Genomic DNA, 14,569 nt, shown 5'->3' with positions numbered 1-14,569 from the left:
TAATAATGCGACTGACCCGGCTGCTTTTATTGACCATTATCCTGATGACATTCATAAATCCTGTTAATTCCACTGCAGTTAAAGAGGAAGATATATGGATCTTCCAAGGTTCGTATGAACTTGGAGTTGGAGAAAGAGCATATCTTGAAGGATTTACAGTCAAAGTAAACGAGATCAACGAGGTAAATTTACTCACAGCAACTCTGCTAATATACAGCAACTCTATTTTCATGGAGTCTTTTGACGTGGATGCAGGAGTTAACAATGAACACATCTATGATGGTGAGTTGAAGATCAATGTTGTCTCTATAGAGAATAACAAGATTTCTCTAGAGATATACAAGCATAAATCCGAACTTGTGTGGGTCACAGATATCCCAAAGACAGCATTTAAAGCAGGAGACTCACTTTCAGGAAATAATTATCGCATTACGCTTGAAGGAATAAACGGAAGTACGGCAGATGTTGTTGTCAAACTGGATGGGGAAGAGTATGAGAGGACATACACCAGCGGTGCTTATGAAAAGTTCTCAGAGGATTTCATGATTAATATTGTGTACATCAACAAGGACACTCAGGAAGTTTTCATCGAAACGCTCAAGCCTGGTGCACCTCAGATCCAGATCGATGTTGGAAATCTTCAGGAAAGCTATGAACCGGATGGTTATGTGGAATACGAACTTGTGGTCACGAATAACGGAACAATACCTTTGCATGGAATCATACTCACCACTGAATGTGATGATGGTGAAGTAGAACTTGTAACACAACAACATTCCATACTGGACCCGCAGAAAAAGAAAAAGTTCCAGATACGTATAAAGCCTTATATTGAGCCTGTTACCAGAAATATCACGATCACTACCAGTGTAGAAGGATATGACTACAGGGGAAATAAATACAAGGACCAGATAAAAACGGAAGCAACGGTCAATTCCTATATTTCCATTGAAAAAGAAGTGATCTCTAAAGAGAAAGCATCCGAAGATCCTGAATTTGGAACTGAACAGTATTTCCAGATCAATATTACAGTTGCTAACAAAGCAAATTTCCAGACAGCTGTCACAGTTACTGATATCCTGCCTCCTGAATTTATACCAAATGATATTGAAAGCACTGAGTGGTCAATGGCTCTTTCTGCAGGAGAAACAAAAAGCATCGGGTATTTTACATCTTCAACCGAGCCGGGAGATTTTACTTTTGAGCCTGCAACTGTTGTCTGGAAAGATAGCGGTGAAACTTACACGATGCAATCCAACGTGATCGACGGAACATTCCATGTAAGCGGTTCCAGGGTAATACTCCAGAAAGAAATAAGTTCCAGCTACATGGTTGTGGGAGAAACAATTGATGTTACCCTCAAAGTTACAAATCAAGGAGACAAAGATATCGATATCTCTTTCAGGGAAGACATCCCGGATGAACTCAGTTATGTGAACGGTGAAAGTGAATGGCAAGGGACACTTGAAGCAGGAACAACAAATGAGTTCACATATATTGTAAAGGCTGAAAGATCTGGAGAATACTACCTGCCTGAAACCGAACTGAGTCTTACGGATGAGAATGATAAGAAGGATAATGTCGTTTCAGATGAACTTTTCCTTTTCATTGATGACGTACCTGTTGATGCAGATAATCAATACTATGAACAAACCTACAATCAGCTGGATGCATCGGCTTCGTACCCCGGTGATACATCTGTTGCAGACCCGGATATTACAAGTGTAGATGTCATGAAATTCCTTGTTTCATCTTTTGCAAGCCTTTTAGCTATAATTGCAATCGTGCCGACATTCGCATATTTATTTATATCCAGAGTATATAAGTAATGAAAAAAATATAAATCAGGAATTGAGTATGAATATTGCAGCGTTTATAGGATCTTCAATGCTTTTTGTCTTGTTTGTAATTGTAGTGCTCTTTGTCCTGATCAATATGTCATCCAGGCTTGCACTTATCATTTTACTGGCAATCCCTCTTGTATTTATTTTTGTGGTACCTGACATATCAATTGCTTTTCTTTCCATCCAGCAGATGTCGCTGGTTAACGGACTTGTACCGGTGAATAACTTCCACATATTGCTTATGATCTGGTCCACTCTCATTGGAGTTATTCTGTATACGGAATTCCTCACATGGTATCTGGGAAAGGGTATGAGGCTGAAGAAAAATGCCGATGGTTCTATGAAAAACGGCGTTTCTGCTAAACTGGATAAAAGCGTGTACGATGCTATTGGAAACGTCAAAAATATCCTTAGCAACAAAAAATAAGGGGCACAAAAGTGTTATGCAAATAACACATCTTTTTTAACATAGACTTATGAGGAGGGTATGCCTGAACGCCGAAGAACTAATGGAAAGCAATGATGATGTGGTGACTGTCAACGAGGAGTTCAAACCAAGAGCCTGGAGAGCCGGACTGTATTCCGCAGTATTCCCCGGACTGGGACAGATGTACAACGGAGACTTTGGCAGAGGCTCTTTTTATTTTGTCCTGGCTTTCATACTGATAGTCACATCTCACCTTATATTACCACTATTCATTTTAATTGCATTCTGGATCTACAACATATACCAGGCTTACAGCTACGCCAGAAGTTTCAGAAAAGGTATCAACAAAGATGATTAGAACTATAAAAACTGAAATATGATATAATTAAAATAAGTGCATAAAAAGAAGGAGCAAATTACTCCTCTTATGCCGGATTATTTTTGTTATATGGTGCTGCTGCCAGTGATGAAACACCACTTGATGCAATTGAACTGTAGACTGGCTGTGTTGGTGCAAGCCATACGGCACCTGTTCCCTCGAATGTCTGAAGAAGACCTTCTCCTGATGTAAGCTTTCCGGCAATTCCTTTGCCTGATCTTTCGACACTGAATTTTACTGAATCAGACCTGAGGAGAGCAAAGTTTCCGTCAACCTGAAGGCGCTCGTTGTCAAGGTTATATTTAAGAATTTCAGACATTGGTACAGGGCTTTCAAGTATGCATGTACCTGTTCCGCTAATTTTGGTCTGGAACCATCCTTCGCCACCGAAAAGACCTGCTGTGATGTTCTTCTGACTTGCAACGCCTACTTCAAGACTTGATTCTGCACAATAGAAAATACCTTTGTCCACAATTATTGAACCATTATCAAGACTTACAATGATGAAATGACTGAAACTTGGTTCAAGGAATATCTCACCGGAACCCTTGTAAAGCGGATTGAAAGTGGATTCGTTTGTGAGCTTGTTCTTGATCATTTTCTTTGCAAGACCACCAACACCACCTATGTTTGCATCACATGTGATGTTACCTTTCTGGAAGTAAAGAGCTCCGGGTTCTACGATCACGCCGCTGTTGTTCAATGTGACCTTTATCTGCTTAAGGGTCATGCCTGCCTGCTGTATATAGTACAGGTGCCTTGCAAGTGAAGGATCCTTGCTTCCTGTGAGAGATTTATATTCTATGATCTCTGCTTTGAAATCTCCTTTATCGACACTATCAAGAACGTTAATGTTGTTATAGAATTTACTTTCAGCTATAATACCACATCCAGGTGAAAAATCACATTCGGTAAATTAATCTTGCTTTTGTAGACGAATAATATATAAATATGTCACATATAAATATATCTCAACTGTGAATATGAAATGTACTCTAACCCAATAAAGCACGGTCCAAAACCTTACAAAATTGCAGTCATACATGGAGGACCCGGAGCTCCCGGAACTGTAACTGATATGGCCGAACACCTTTCAGACAGACATAGTGTACTGGAACCTTTACAGACTGCCATGAGTGTTGACGGGCAGATTAGTGAACTCAGAGTAATGCTCAAAAAGCATGCAAAATTGCCAGTAACATTGATAGGACATTCATGGGGAGCATGGCTGGCTTTTATGTTCACCGCACGTTACCCTACTTATGTCAGTAAGCTAATTCTTGTGGCCAGCGGACCATTTGAGGAACACTATGCCAGATCTATAATGTCTACCAGACTTGAAAGGCTTGGTGAAAGCGGAAGGCAGGAATACCTGCACCTGAGTACAAGTATGAACAATCCTGCGGTGAGCAATAAGAACGTTGCCTTTGCAAGATTCGGAAAACTCATGTCAGATGCTGATTCCTTTGACCTGGAATCAATGTTGGAAATCAATCAGACATTTTGTCATGACTGTTATAATCTCAATAAAAGAGTGTGGGAAGAAGCTGATTACCTGAGAAGAACAAAAAAACTCCTGAATATGGGAAAAGACATCCATTGTCCGGTAGTTGCCATTCATGGAGATTATGACCCGCATCCATATGAAGGTGTAAAGGAACCTCTCTCACGTATACTGGAAAACTTCAGGTTCATCCTGCTTGAGAACTGTGGTCATTATCCGTGGCTGGAAAGACATGCATCCAGAGAGTTCTATCAGGTCCTTGAAAAAGAGCTTGAAAGCTGAAGCAAATAAAAGAAAAAAATCTGATGAATAATTATTCATCAGCAACGTCATGATAGTAATATTCACCCTTGGCTTTCTGTTCCCTGTCAAGCCTTGAGTCCTTTTTGTTGACCCTTGGACGGGAAGTATCTTCATCACGCCTGAATGTGATATCCAGATTTGCAAGGAACTTGTTCATACCATCCTGCATGCTTAAAGGCTGGTGTGCCTTTCCGTAAACTGCCGGTTCACCTTCAAACACAATGAGACGCTCACTGAGCATGTCTATCATGTAAATGTCGTGGTCAACTACCATTGCGGTCTTACCGTTGTTCTCGGCGAATCTCTTGATGACCTTTGTTGCCATAGAACGCTGTTCTACGTCAAGGTGAGCACTTGGCTCGTCAAGAATGTACATGTCTGCTTCCTGACAGAGACATGCAGCAATCGCTACTCTCTGGAGTTCTCCACCACTGAGCTCTGTGAGCATGCGGTCATAGAGCCTCTCAATGTTCAGAGGTTTTGCAACCTCGGTCTGGAAGTAACTGCTATTGAATTTATTTGAAAGACCTCCCAGGAAATAGCGAACCTGCATAGGACTGTCAGCTTTGATGTACTGTGGTTTGTATGCTATCTTGATGTTGTGGTCAAGCTTTCCTTCATCAGGTTCTATCTCACCTGCAAGTATCTTCACAAATGTAGACTTACCAATACCGTTCGGACCGACAATTCCCAGAACCTCGCCCTCTTTCAGTGAACCGCCATCGGTTGAAAGTGAGAAGCCTTCACCGTATTTCTTGGAGAAAGCATCATAATCAAGAAGTGTGTTGATATCGGTTTCAACCCTTGGAGGGTGGACCTCGAACTTAATTGCTTCAGGTCTTACACGCACGTTCTCTTCAGGCAGGAAGCCTTTGAGATACTGGTTAATGGCAATACGCACACCCTTTGGATGAGTGATCACACCGTATCCACCTGGCTCACCGTATGCCACATGTACTGCATCCGCAAGCATGTCAAGTATGGCAAGGTCGTGTTCTACAACAAGAACCGCCTTGTCCTCGGCAATCTCCTGAATGAGCTGTGCGGAGTTGATACGCTGGTAGATATCAAGATAAGGACTTATTTCATCAAAGAAGTAGAAATCTGCATCTTTGGCTGCACAGGCTGCAATGGCAACCCTCTGGAGTTCACCACCACTGAGCTCTGTGATCTTGCGGTCCATTACATGTGAAAGGTTCAGGCGTTCAACAAGTTCAGGGAGCTTGCCTCTTTCGTCGGTCTTGTCAAGGAGCTCACTTGTCTTGCCCTTGAAAGCCTTTGGGATCATGTCCACATACTGAGGCTTCTGTGAAACTTTTATGTCACCATCAACTACATCACTGAAATAATCGTAAAGGGCTGTACCTGCATAGTGATGAAGTACCCTTTCCCAGTTGCTGTTATCCTCTGAGAAGTTAGGGACAAGAGTTCCTGACAGAATCTGGACTGCGGTACTTTTACCGATACCGTTGGGACCAAGGATACCTGTTACTTTCCCTACCTGTGGCACCGGCAGGCCGTACAGTGCAAAGCCATTCGGACCATACCTGTGGGTTGGTTCAGTTAGTGCCTCAGGAAGACCAATGATCATTATAGCTTCAAAAGGACACTTGTGGACACATATACCACAACCTACGCACATCTCTTCGGAGATTATTGGTTTTCCGTCATCCCCAAAGATAATGGTCTCGTCACCCGTTCTCACACGGGGACAGTATTTTTCACATTCATGACTGCAGCGTCTTGGCTGACACCTGTCTTTGTTCAATATAGCAATTCGCATGTAAGATCCCTGTCAATAAAATAAAATGAATAAAAGATAAAAATAGAAGATCAATTCAGAAGCAATGTCCATGTTAGAAGACAGAAGTCGATAACTATGAACTCAACGTAGAACCAGTCCTTAAAACCAAACTCTTTTGGCTTTATCTTGAATATAGGGAATGAGAATTTCATGACATAGAAGGAAATACCGACTATGAACATCAGTATAACATACCACTCATAACCAGTTTCAGTGGGAATGCCTTCACCAAGCTGCGTATAGGCAATAATACCTGCCACTATGCCTATAATAGCAGCAACTGCCGTTTTGATGATTCCCTCCTTATGAGCCTGCTTCTTTTCCTCCGGTGTTCTCACCTTGAACTGTGATCTTCCGTGGGATGGAGTAGGAGCTGGTTGCGCATCATCAGCGGGTTTTACTTCAGTATTGTCCACTGACTGCTTTTTGTTGGATGGTTTTGACAAAGTGATCTGATCTCCTGGTACAACTTGGATAGTGTGGGTACTATAAAATCAAGTACTTATATAAATGTTTATCCTGCCAGAGTGAACTTCATACAAATTCATTGCTCAGGACATTCTCGATCTTATCAATTGAAAGTGCATTAAAACCGATGGAATCGAGATGTTTTGCAAATCTTCCTGGACGATGACCGTTCGGATGATAGACAACAGTGAACTCAGGATCGATGTTTTTCACCATATCTACAAGCCCACGCGCGTCAAGATGATCACTTATCTGGATTGCAGGATAACGATAATCACTGCGCCCTGTCATTACGAATTTAGAAATATGGGATGGCAGTTTGTCCAGATCCCAGGGCGGTACTATACTTATACTGTCACCGCAGCAGTTGCCAAGATATTCAAGTTCCCCGGCATCCTCAAGAAGAGTACGTGTAAGGGAGAGAGACTGGTCCTCCATCTCAATGACACCGTCATAGCCAAAACCTCTTAGCAGTTCCACAGCTCTTTGAGCTTTGCCGAATGCATAAGCTCCAAAGGCAATTGAGGAATTGTCCCTGAAAGCGTTCTCAAAACCTTCCAGGTCGTCATCAAAATAACATGTTGTGTCACCGGGATCGCCGTAATTGGCTTCGGTTATAAGAAGATCACATTCAGGAAGCATGGAAGCGTCTTTCACATCACCTGTGACAAGTATGCGGGTTCCGACTTCGTTCTCCCACATGAATGCCACTGAGCCAACCGTATGGAAATTCGGGAATGTGTGAACTTTTACGCCGCTTACCTCGATGGTTTCTCCAACTTTGAATGTCCTGCCGGCATACTTGCGGTCATGACGGATCTCAAGTGCAATAGCGGTCTTTTCAGAACAGACTGCACGGTCAGAAAGCATTGCGGATTTGCCGTGATGATCAGAATGCGCATGAGTGATAAGATAAGCATCCGGTTGCTGGTATTTTGCAGGTGTACGGGTTGTGTCGATAGAAAAAGTTACAAGTTCTCCTTCGATTGATCTGAATTTTATAGAAAGATGAGGTTTGAATGTACCGCGGGAATTCTTTTCCCTGAAAACCATTACACCAAGATCAACCAGTTCTTTCAATTCCTGTATCCCTCGAGACTGGAATGATCTTAAGCTATTTACGCTTTTTCAAGAAAAGATAAAAATAAGCTGGTCTTAGATGACCTGAAAACAGATATCAAAAACGAAAAGCAGGTGCTTAAAGCACCTTTTTAAGCTCCTCAAGGAGGATTCCTGAGGTAGTAAGGCCTGTGAAGCGCTTTACAATTTCCCCGTCTTTAAGGATGATAAGTGTAGGTACTGCCTGAATACCATATTGTGCTGCAAGACTCTGGTTCTGGTCTACATCAACGACCTTTACTTCGATCTGGCCTGCAAGTTCGGCTTCAACTTTTTCAAGATGAGGTTTCTGCATCTTACAAGGTCCACACCATGTTGCACTGAAATCCAAAAGTTCTACTTTGCTCATATGAATACCTCTAATAATTTGTAATATTGCTTAATATGAAGGAACAATGATATTTATTTGCATCCATCACCATTAAGCGGAAAGCGACTTCTTGTTGTTAGATAAATTCAAAACACACAAGTCTCCTTGCACCGGTAATGCAAGGAACATACACAACCATGTTGATAATAGTATTTAAAAGTTTCGCGTTGTTTTTATACTCAAATCCTTCTTATCTTGGAAGTGAGATCCAGCGGTTTGGCATAATACGGAGCAGTGGTCACAATAAAGTCTACATGCTTTGCATAGTCAGAGATCATTCCAAGATCAATTCCACCTGCTCCAACCTCAAGCTTTGGATTCAGGGCACGTAACTCCGGAACAAGGGTTTCCAGCTCCTGCGGACTGTAATGGTCAAGCAGGAGCACATCTGCAACCGGAGCTGACTCGAAAGCCTCCTCTCTTGTCCTTGGCTCGATCTCTATCTTGCGCATGGACCTGAGCTTTACACGCTTTTCCATGATATCGAGGTGGTTCTGCGTGATAAGAATTGAATCACTGAGAGAGTTACGGTGATGGTCACCTCCACCTATCTTTACAGCCTTAAGCTCATATTTCCTGAATCCCGGATGTGTCTTGCGGCTTGTTGCCACCATTATGTCAGGGTTTGATTTTCTTGCAAGTTCGACAGCAAAGCGTGTTTTTGATGCAATGGAACAGACCATTGAAAGGAATGTCTGTGATATCCTCCAGAGTTTGAAAATAGTTGGCAGGTCACCCTGAGCTTCAAATATAACATCATTAGGGTTGAACTCGGCCCCATCTGCAACCATGCTTACGACTTCGAGACCATTTTTCCTGTAGAAAACTGCAAGGTCATCCATACAGGCCGCAACACCATGTTCTCTTGATTTGATACGAAGCCTGCCGCTGCCTTGAATCTCAAGAAGTTCGGTGGTCTCATCTCCGTATGGGCAATCCTCTGCAAGGTAAAGGTCAAAAAAGTCTATCATTTTGTCACCTGCATGAGTAATAGTAACGTATGATTCATAACTATTGCTATTTTAAAAGAAATAAGAAAGAAAAATAAGAAAGGAGGAATCAGTCCTCCAGTGTGGAAATGTCTCCAGGGTCCTGGCCAAGTTCCTGTGCCTTGAGGAGACGTCTCATTATTTTTCCGCTTCGGGTCTTTGGCAGGGATTCCACGAACTCGATCTCTGATGGAATTGCTATCGGACCGAGGTTCATTCTTACGTGGTAGACAAGTTCCAGTTTGAGTTTATCGCTGGCTGTGTAGCCCATACGCAGAATGATGAAAGCCTTGATGGAATCTCCCTTGAGTGGGTCAGGTTTTCCTATTACTGCTGCTTCTGCAACAGCTTCGTGGGAAACGAGGGCACTTTCAACTTCTGCACTGCCAATGTTGTGACCGGCAACGATCAGGACATCGTCGGAACGTCCGAGGATCATGATGTAGCCGTCCTCATCCTTTACAGCAAGGTCGCCTGCTGCGTAGTAGTTCCCGACGGTACTCCAGTACTGGCGATATCTCTCATCGTTGTTGTAAACCGTCCTCATCATGGAAGGCCATGGTTCCTTAATAACAAGGAAACCACCTGTTCCTGCAGGAACCGGTTCGCCATTCTCATCAACGACATCTGCAATGATGCCCGGAACAGGACGACCTGCAAAACCTGGCTTCATTGGTTCACCGACAGCTGTTGTGAGCATGTGCATTCCGGTCTCTGTCTGCCACCATGTATCGAGGATCGGACACTTTTCCTTACCAATTACACGATAGTACCATTCAAACGCCTCAGGGTTGAGAGGTTCACCTACCGAGCCCAGTATCCTCAGCGAGCTGAGGTTGTACTTTTCAGGCCACTCTTCACCCATTCTCATAAACATTCTGATAGCCGTAGGTGCCGTGTAGAAGATAGTAACATCGAACTCCTCTATCATGCTCCACCAGATTCCAGGGTCCGGATAATCAGGAGTAGTCTCGGATATCAGGATAGTCGCTCCCATGGCAAGCGGACCATATACTATGTAGCTGTGACCGGTAATCCATCCAGGGTCTGCCGTACACCACATGACATCGCTTTCTTTGAGGTCGAACATATTCTTTGTTGTATAATATGTACCGACCATGTAACCACCACATGCATGCACAATTCCCTTTGCCGGACCTGTCGTACCACTGGTATAAAGGATAAAAAGCGGATCTTCGGAATCCATTACTTCTGGCTCACATTCCTTTTCTACATCTTCCATGATCTCGTAGAAATCAACCTCAATCTCAGAGAAAAGCTCCATCTGCGGAGTCATCCTTCTGAGAACTACGATCTTCTCAACGCTGGAAGCATTAACAACAGCCTCGTCCACAAGAGTCTTGAGGTCAATCCTTTTACCACGTCTCAGACTTGCATCAGCAGTAATGACTATCTTTGCCTGTGCATCCTTGATCCTTGAGTGAAGTGCATTAGCACCAAACCCACCAAAAACAACGCTGTGTACAGCACCGATACGTGCACATGCAAGCATTGCTATGATCTGCTCAGGGACAAATGGCATGTAGATACAGACACGATCACCTTTCTCTACACCAAGGGATTTGAGACCATTGGCAAATCTCATAACCTCACGGTAAAGCTGACGATATGTGAGAACAACTTCCTCGCCATCATCTCCTACCCAGATGATAGCTACCTTGTTTCTCTTACCGTTCATCACGTGCCTGTCAAGACAGTTGTAAGTGATATTCATTTTAGCATTGGTAAACCACTTTACATGTGGATGGTCCCATTCTCTGACCTTATCCCATTTTTCGAACCACTCAAGTTCTTCAGCGACGTTTTCCCAGTGTTTTTCAGGATCTTTTAAGAATTCATTGTAAGCAGTTTCATAATCGCCTATCCATGAATTTTCTTTGACGGAAGGATCAGGAAGATAGCTTTTCCCATCCAATTTGACATCAAAATTTTCAGACATGTTTACTCCATTCATAATCAATAATCATTATGTTTATTTCATGACCTCGAGTTATCTCAAGGTCTTGAACCAATACCTGCAGAGCAACCGTCTCATGTCATTTTGAAGAACAAACAAAGGTTCCAGGTGGAACCCCGGGACATGAAAGGGACCGCATTGAAAGAGCAGTCTAAAGCTAGCTACTCCTCAATTATCATGTATAATCATGACGATATTATATACCTATTTTGGTCTCTAGAACGATAAAACACCATAAAAGTGGATCTTTTTGTATGAATAAATATGAGATATATGTTAGCAACTGTCACGGTTAAAACAACAGCCAAACCTGAAAACCGAATATAAAAGAATAAACTCAAGACGAGATAAAATAACTAAAAAAGAGAAAAAGAATTTATGATGAGAGTGCCAGAATTGCTTCTGCCAGATCACCGTTGGCATTTTTCAATGCTTCACGTGCCTGATCCTCGGAAACTCCTGTCTGCTCTGCAACGAGCCTCACATCATCATCAGGTATCTGGACTTCCCTGGCGACCTCTTCCGGAGTACCGACTATCTGATAAGTATCCACACCCTGAGCATTCATAATTGAGACATTGGCATCGTTAAAAACGATATCCCTTGCAGGTGTTCTGATAATAACCTGTTCAACGTCATCGATCTCAGTGATGTTTATACCCATCTGTTTCATCATCTGTTTGACTTTTGCAGGGTTCATTCCCCTGCCACCTATTCCCGGAAACATGTAATCACCTTATATGAAATTGTTTAATAAGCCAGATAATTGTTGCTTAGCAGCAACCGCCACCACAGGATGAGCTGTTGCAGCCACCGCCGTTATTGTTATCGATGATGAAGCCCTTACCGGATGGACCATCCACGTAATCGATCTTTGCTTCTAAAAGATTATCTGCATCGTCCTTGTTCATGACGACCTTAAGTCCTTTGTCCTCAACTACAAGGTCATGTTCTTCGCTGATCTCGTCCTCAAGTGACATTCCATACTGCACACCGCAGCAGCTCATGCCTGCAACGAATACTCTGAGAGCAAGACCTTCTTTACCCTGTTCCTTAAGCAGTGATTTTAATTCGACTGCTGCATTGTCAGTTATTTCTACCATTGTTGATTCCTCATTATTTGTTTGAAATTGATACAAGGTGACTACCGGGTAATCCCTTATATGTGTTTTTGATATATAAGTTTATTCGCATGAGTACGAACTTTCTGGGCACCTGTCAAAGATATAAAGGTTATACAAATTCCACATCATCATCAACTGGATTACGCAGAACTTCACCACTTGAAGCGTTGATCTCGACTGAATTTCTCTGACCTTTAACTTCCCATACAGGCACATAGACAAGTTCTACACTAAGATTAATATCTGATGCTGCTGGCTTAAACCTTTTGTGTTCGGAGATGATCGCATCACCCTGTGTATTATCAAAACGCAGGTCGCGTGTATATTCCTCAATGACATCTTCAAGCAATTTTTTAGTCGTTTCTTCCTCAGTGATTGCAGGCATCTTGACATCATATTCCACATTTGGCACAGCAACGGTCTTCTGGATATTCTGAAGACGCATTTCCTCCTGATTACCATTCAGAGCATTGAGATAACCTGAACCATCTCCGGAAATATCTATGATCTTGGAACGGTAACGGTGTTCCACATTAAGGGAGTAACTGTACATCCAGAAAGGTACGAATTTCAGTATTGCTGCGTTTGCACCACGGATATGCGGAGCAGCTAAGGAGTAGGCCTTATCAACAGATATATTCACCGGCGGAGAGTGAAGGCTCATAACTACTGGCTCCTGAGTAGCTGGTTTTTCCAGAACCGGAAGAGGTTCCTGAATAAATTCTTCTTCAGTTTTTACTTCAGGTTCATCAAATGCTTCAGATACATAAGAGCCTTCTGGAGTCATTTCCACAGATGGAGGAGCTGCACGAGGGCGATAATACTGAACTTCCATAGGTTTTTCGTCCGGAATAAAAGGGGATCTTGGCGGACGTGATGCAAGAGATTCTTCAAGAGCTTTTTCTTCTACATGGGGTGACGAACCTGTACCAAATATCGCATTAATAGCCTCTTTTGCAACCTCGTCAACACTGCTGGAAGCAGGTTTCTTTGTACATAGCCCATCAAGCAGTTGAAGATCCTTAGTCGTTCCTTCCATATCCGCAAGTATCGCCCTGCCGATCCTTACAGCCATATCGTCACGTGTCCACACGGTCAGACCGATGTCGCGTGCATTGAGTAAGAATGAGTTAGTAACCTCTCCTGCCAGTATGTAGAGAGCCTGGCCTTCTGTCACCTGTCCTTTAAAGTCCCTTATATCTTCAAGGTCAGGATTATATGAAAGTTTAATGAACGTCTTTGAGCCGTCCTTTTCGGCTATAAGGTCAAACCTGAATGATTCGGACATATCATAGCCCGCTGATATGAAAATATCCCTCAATATTCGCACTAGTTCCTGTTTCATTATGATCATTATCCATTTTACCGGTTAACTAAAATAGCTTTCTGTGAATAAAAAAGTAAAGGTAAAAAGACCCTGAAAAGAGCCAGTATCAGAGGACACGGGTGGTCGTTTCAAGTTCAATTCCTTTATGGGTTACCATGTAGGAAATCGTCCTGTTAGGAACCAGCATTCCACGCATCTTTCGTATCATAATGGTCCTTTCAATCTCACTTCCACGTTCTTTTATCCTGAATTCTATGACCCCGTCACAGATATGACGCAACGTGTTCTCTGTAATAGAGTCATGCATGCCGCTTGTCATCAATATAAGCTGAATGGATCCTGTGGCTTTTCCAATAGAAGATATCATTTCAATAGCTTCCACCACACTGTTCAGGTTGTAAGCACGCAGGAAATATGATATGGAATCCACAACGCCCCGATACTTCTGGTCTCTTGGTTGCCTCACGGTTGCTTTAAGAAGACCCATGGAATCTATTCCCTTTTTAAGGAAATCCTTTGCTGACAGGTCGCTAGTTAACTCTTTGGGAAGGACACTGTAGAATCTTGGAAGATATGCATCGACAAATTGAAGATGGCCATCATCCATATATTTTTCTACGTCCCATTTCATGTCCTCCATCTCATGGACTATCTCCTGAGCCGGATGTTCAGAAGTAAAATAGAAAACATCTTCATTGTTCAGAAGGCCGCCATAAACAAACTGCTGAGCAAACATCTCAGAATTTGCTCCCGGTTCTGCAAGAAGGAGAATAGTTGATCCCGGAGGAACTCCTCCTCCAAGCTGTACATCAAGTCCGGCTATACCTGTAGGGATTCTGAATCCACCTGTACCATCAAAACTGTAATCCATAGTTATACCCCTGATAATAAAAATATTTATGATTAATTCATAATGAATTATATTAATACTGA

15 protein-coding genes are annotated in these 14,569 nt (G+C 42.6%); 4 read left to right on the top strand and 11 right to left on the bottom strand.

Going from position 1 to position 14,569, the window contains the following annotated elements; all coding sequences use genetic code 11:
- The first annotated feature begins 5 nt into the window (after positions 1–5).
- The 3 genes from RE474_RS07330 to RE474_RS07320 are packed head-to-tail and all read left to right on the top strand — an operon-like array spanning position 6 to position 2,629.
- Positions 6–1,829, top strand: coding sequence for a COG1361 family protein (locus RE474_RS07330; protein WP_309309734.1), 1,824 nt, complete (start codon positions 6–8; stop codon positions 1,827–1,829).
- Between the two features lie 28 nt (positions 1,830–1,857).
- Complete coding sequence (locus tag RE474_RS07325) at positions 1,858–2,271, top strand: hypothetical protein (RefSeq protein ID WP_309309733.1); 414 nt, start codon at positions 1,858–1,860, stop codon at positions 2,269–2,271.
- Between the two features lie 49 nt (positions 2,272–2,320).
- On the top strand, positions 2,321–2,629 hold the full coding sequence (locus RE474_RS07320) for a hypothetical protein (RefSeq protein WP_309309732.1): 309 nt from the start codon (positions 2,321–2,323) through the stop codon (positions 2,627–2,629).
- 67 nt (positions 2,630–2,696) lie between these two features.
- On the opposite strand, the gene RE474_RS07315 is transcribed toward RE474_RS07320, so the two are convergent.
- The gene (locus tag RE474_RS07315; protein WP_309309731.1) at positions 2,697–3,380 is read right to left on the bottom strand and encodes an AIM24 family protein; all 684 of its coding nucleotides are present in this window, start codon (positions 3,378–3,380) and stop codon (positions 2,697–2,699) included.
- 258 nt (positions 3,381–3,638) lie between these two features.
- On the opposite strand from RE474_RS07315, the gene RE474_RS07310 reads away from it, so the two are divergent.
- The gene (locus RE474_RS07310) at positions 3,639–4,436 is read left to right on the top strand and encodes an alpha/beta fold hydrolase (RefSeq protein WP_309309730.1); all 798 of its coding nucleotides are present in this window, start codon (positions 3,639–3,641) and stop codon (positions 4,434–4,436) included.
- Positions 4,437–4,467: 31 nt separating this feature from the next.
- On the opposite strand, the gene RE474_RS07305 is transcribed toward RE474_RS07310, so the two are convergent.
- From RE474_RS07305 to RE474_RS07260, 10 genes are all read right to left on the bottom strand, one after another.
- Entirely contained in the window at positions 4,468–6,240 is a 1,773-nt protein-coding gene (locus tag RE474_RS07305) for a ribosome biogenesis/translation initiation ATPase RLI (RefSeq protein ID WP_309309729.1), read from the bottom strand.
- 50 nt (positions 6,241–6,290) lie between these two features.
- Positions 6,291–6,707 (bottom strand): EMC6-like membrane protein, encoded by a 417-nt coding sequence (locus tag RE474_RS07300; RefSeq protein ID WP_309309728.1) that lies wholly within the window; start codon positions 6,705–6,707, stop codon positions 6,291–6,293.
- A gap of 88 nt (positions 6,708–6,795) precedes the next feature.
- Entirely contained in the window at positions 6,796–7,782 is a 987-nt protein-coding gene (locus tag RE474_RS07295) for an MBL fold metallo-hydrolase (RefSeq protein ID WP_309312223.1), read from the bottom strand.
- 145 nt (positions 7,783–7,927) lie between these two features.
- Entirely contained in the window at positions 7,928–8,197 is a 270-nt protein-coding gene (locus RE474_RS07290; RefSeq protein WP_309309727.1) for a thioredoxin family protein, read from the bottom strand.
- 200 nt (positions 8,198–8,397) lie between these two features.
- Positions 8,398–9,189 (bottom strand): beta/alpha barrel domain-containing protein, encoded by a 792-nt coding sequence (locus tag RE474_RS07285; protein WP_309309726.1) that lies wholly within the window; start codon positions 9,187–9,189, stop codon positions 8,398–8,400.
- Positions 9,190–9,277: 88 nt separating this feature from the next.
- Positions 9,278–11,167 carry an acetate--CoA ligase gene (gene acs, locus RE474_RS07280; RefSeq protein WP_309309725.1) on the bottom strand — a complete coding sequence of 630 codons (1,890 nt, stop codon included), beginning with the start codon at positions 11,165–11,167 and terminating at the stop codon, positions 9,278–9,280.
- Between the two features lie 394 nt (positions 11,168–11,561).
- Positions 11,562–11,912, bottom strand: coding sequence for a nascent polypeptide-associated complex protein (locus RE474_RS07275; protein ID WP_309309724.1), 351 nt, complete (start codon positions 11,910–11,912; stop codon positions 11,562–11,564).
- Positions 11,913–11,958: 46 nt separating this feature from the next.
- Positions 11,959–12,288, bottom strand: coding sequence for a HesB/IscA family protein (locus RE474_RS07270; RefSeq protein WP_309309723.1), 330 nt, complete (start codon positions 12,286–12,288; stop codon positions 11,959–11,961).
- 130 nt (positions 12,289–12,418) lie between these two features.
- On the bottom strand, positions 12,419–13,654 hold the full coding sequence (locus RE474_RS07265) for a hypothetical protein (protein ID WP_309309722.1): 1,236 nt from the start codon (positions 13,652–13,654) through the stop codon (positions 12,419–12,421).
- Positions 13,655–13,742: 88 nt separating this feature from the next.
- On the bottom strand, positions 13,743–14,507 hold the full coding sequence (locus tag RE474_RS07260; RefSeq protein WP_309309721.1) for an RAD55 family ATPase: 765 nt from the start codon (positions 14,505–14,507) through the stop codon (positions 13,743–13,745).
- Positions 14,508–14,569 lie beyond the last annotated feature (62 nt).

It is taken from the genome of Methanolobus sediminis, from assembly GCF_031312595.1.
Lineage (GTDB): Archaea > Halobacteriota > Methanosarcinia > Methanosarcinales > Methanosarcinaceae > Methanolobus > Methanolobus sediminis.
The sequence above is the reverse complement of the archived record's forward strand: the minus strand, read 5'-3'. Positions and strand labels throughout refer to the sequence as shown.

Bases quoted from the DNA above. Each gene is read 5' to 3' on its own strand.
- acs (WP_309309725.1), bottom strand. From the start codon at position 11,167: ATGTCTGAAAATTTTGATGTCAAATTGGATGGGAAAAGCTATCTTCCT.
- RE474_RS07315 (WP_309309731.1), bottom strand. From the start codon at position 3,380: ATGACCCTTAAGCAGATAAAGGTCACATTGAACAACAGCGGCGTGATC.
- RE474_RS07330 (WP_309309734.1), top strand. From the start codon at position 6: ATGCGACTGACCCGGCTGCTTTTATTGACCATTATCCTGATGACATTC.
- RE474_RS07325 (WP_309309733.1), top strand. From the start codon at position 1,858: ATGAATATTGCAGCGTTTATAGGATCTTCAATGCTTTTTGTCTTGTTT.
- RE474_RS07320 (WP_309309732.1), top strand. From the start codon at position 2,321: ATGAGGAGGGTATGCCTGAACGCCGAAGAACTAATGGAAAGCAATGAT.
- RE474_RS07270 (WP_309309723.1), bottom strand. From the start codon at position 12,288: ATGGTAGAAATAACTGACAATGCAGCAGTCGAATTAAAATCACTGCTT.
- RE474_RS07305 (WP_309309729.1), bottom strand. From the start codon at position 6,240: ATGCGAATTGCTATATTGAACAAAGACAGGTGTCAGCCAAGACGCTGC.
- RE474_RS07295 (WP_309312223.1), bottom strand. From the start codon at position 7,782: ATGGTTTTCAGGGAAAAGAATTCCCGCGGTACATTCAAACCTCATCTT.
- RE474_RS07290 (WP_309309727.1), bottom strand. From the start codon at position 8,197: ATGAGCAAAGTAGAACTTTTGGATTTCAGTGCAACATGGTGTGGACCT.
- RE474_RS07285 (WP_309309726.1), bottom strand. From the start codon at position 9,189: ATGATAGACTTTTTTGACCTTTACCTTGCAGAGGATTGCCCATACGGA.
- RE474_RS07265 (WP_309309722.1), bottom strand. From the start codon at position 13,654: ATGAAACAGGAACTAGTGCGAATATTGAGGGATATTTTCATATCAGCG.
- RE474_RS07310 (WP_309309730.1), top strand. From the start codon at position 3,639: ATGTACTCTAACCCAATAAAGCACGGTCCAAAACCTTACAAAATTGCA.
- RE474_RS07275 (WP_309309724.1), bottom strand. From the start codon at position 11,912: ATGTTTCCGGGAATAGGTGGCAGGGGAATGAACCCTGCAAAAGTCAAA.
- RE474_RS07260 (WP_309309721.1), bottom strand. From the start codon at position 14,507: ATGGATTACAGTTTTGATGGTACAGGTGGATTCAGAATCCCTACAGGT.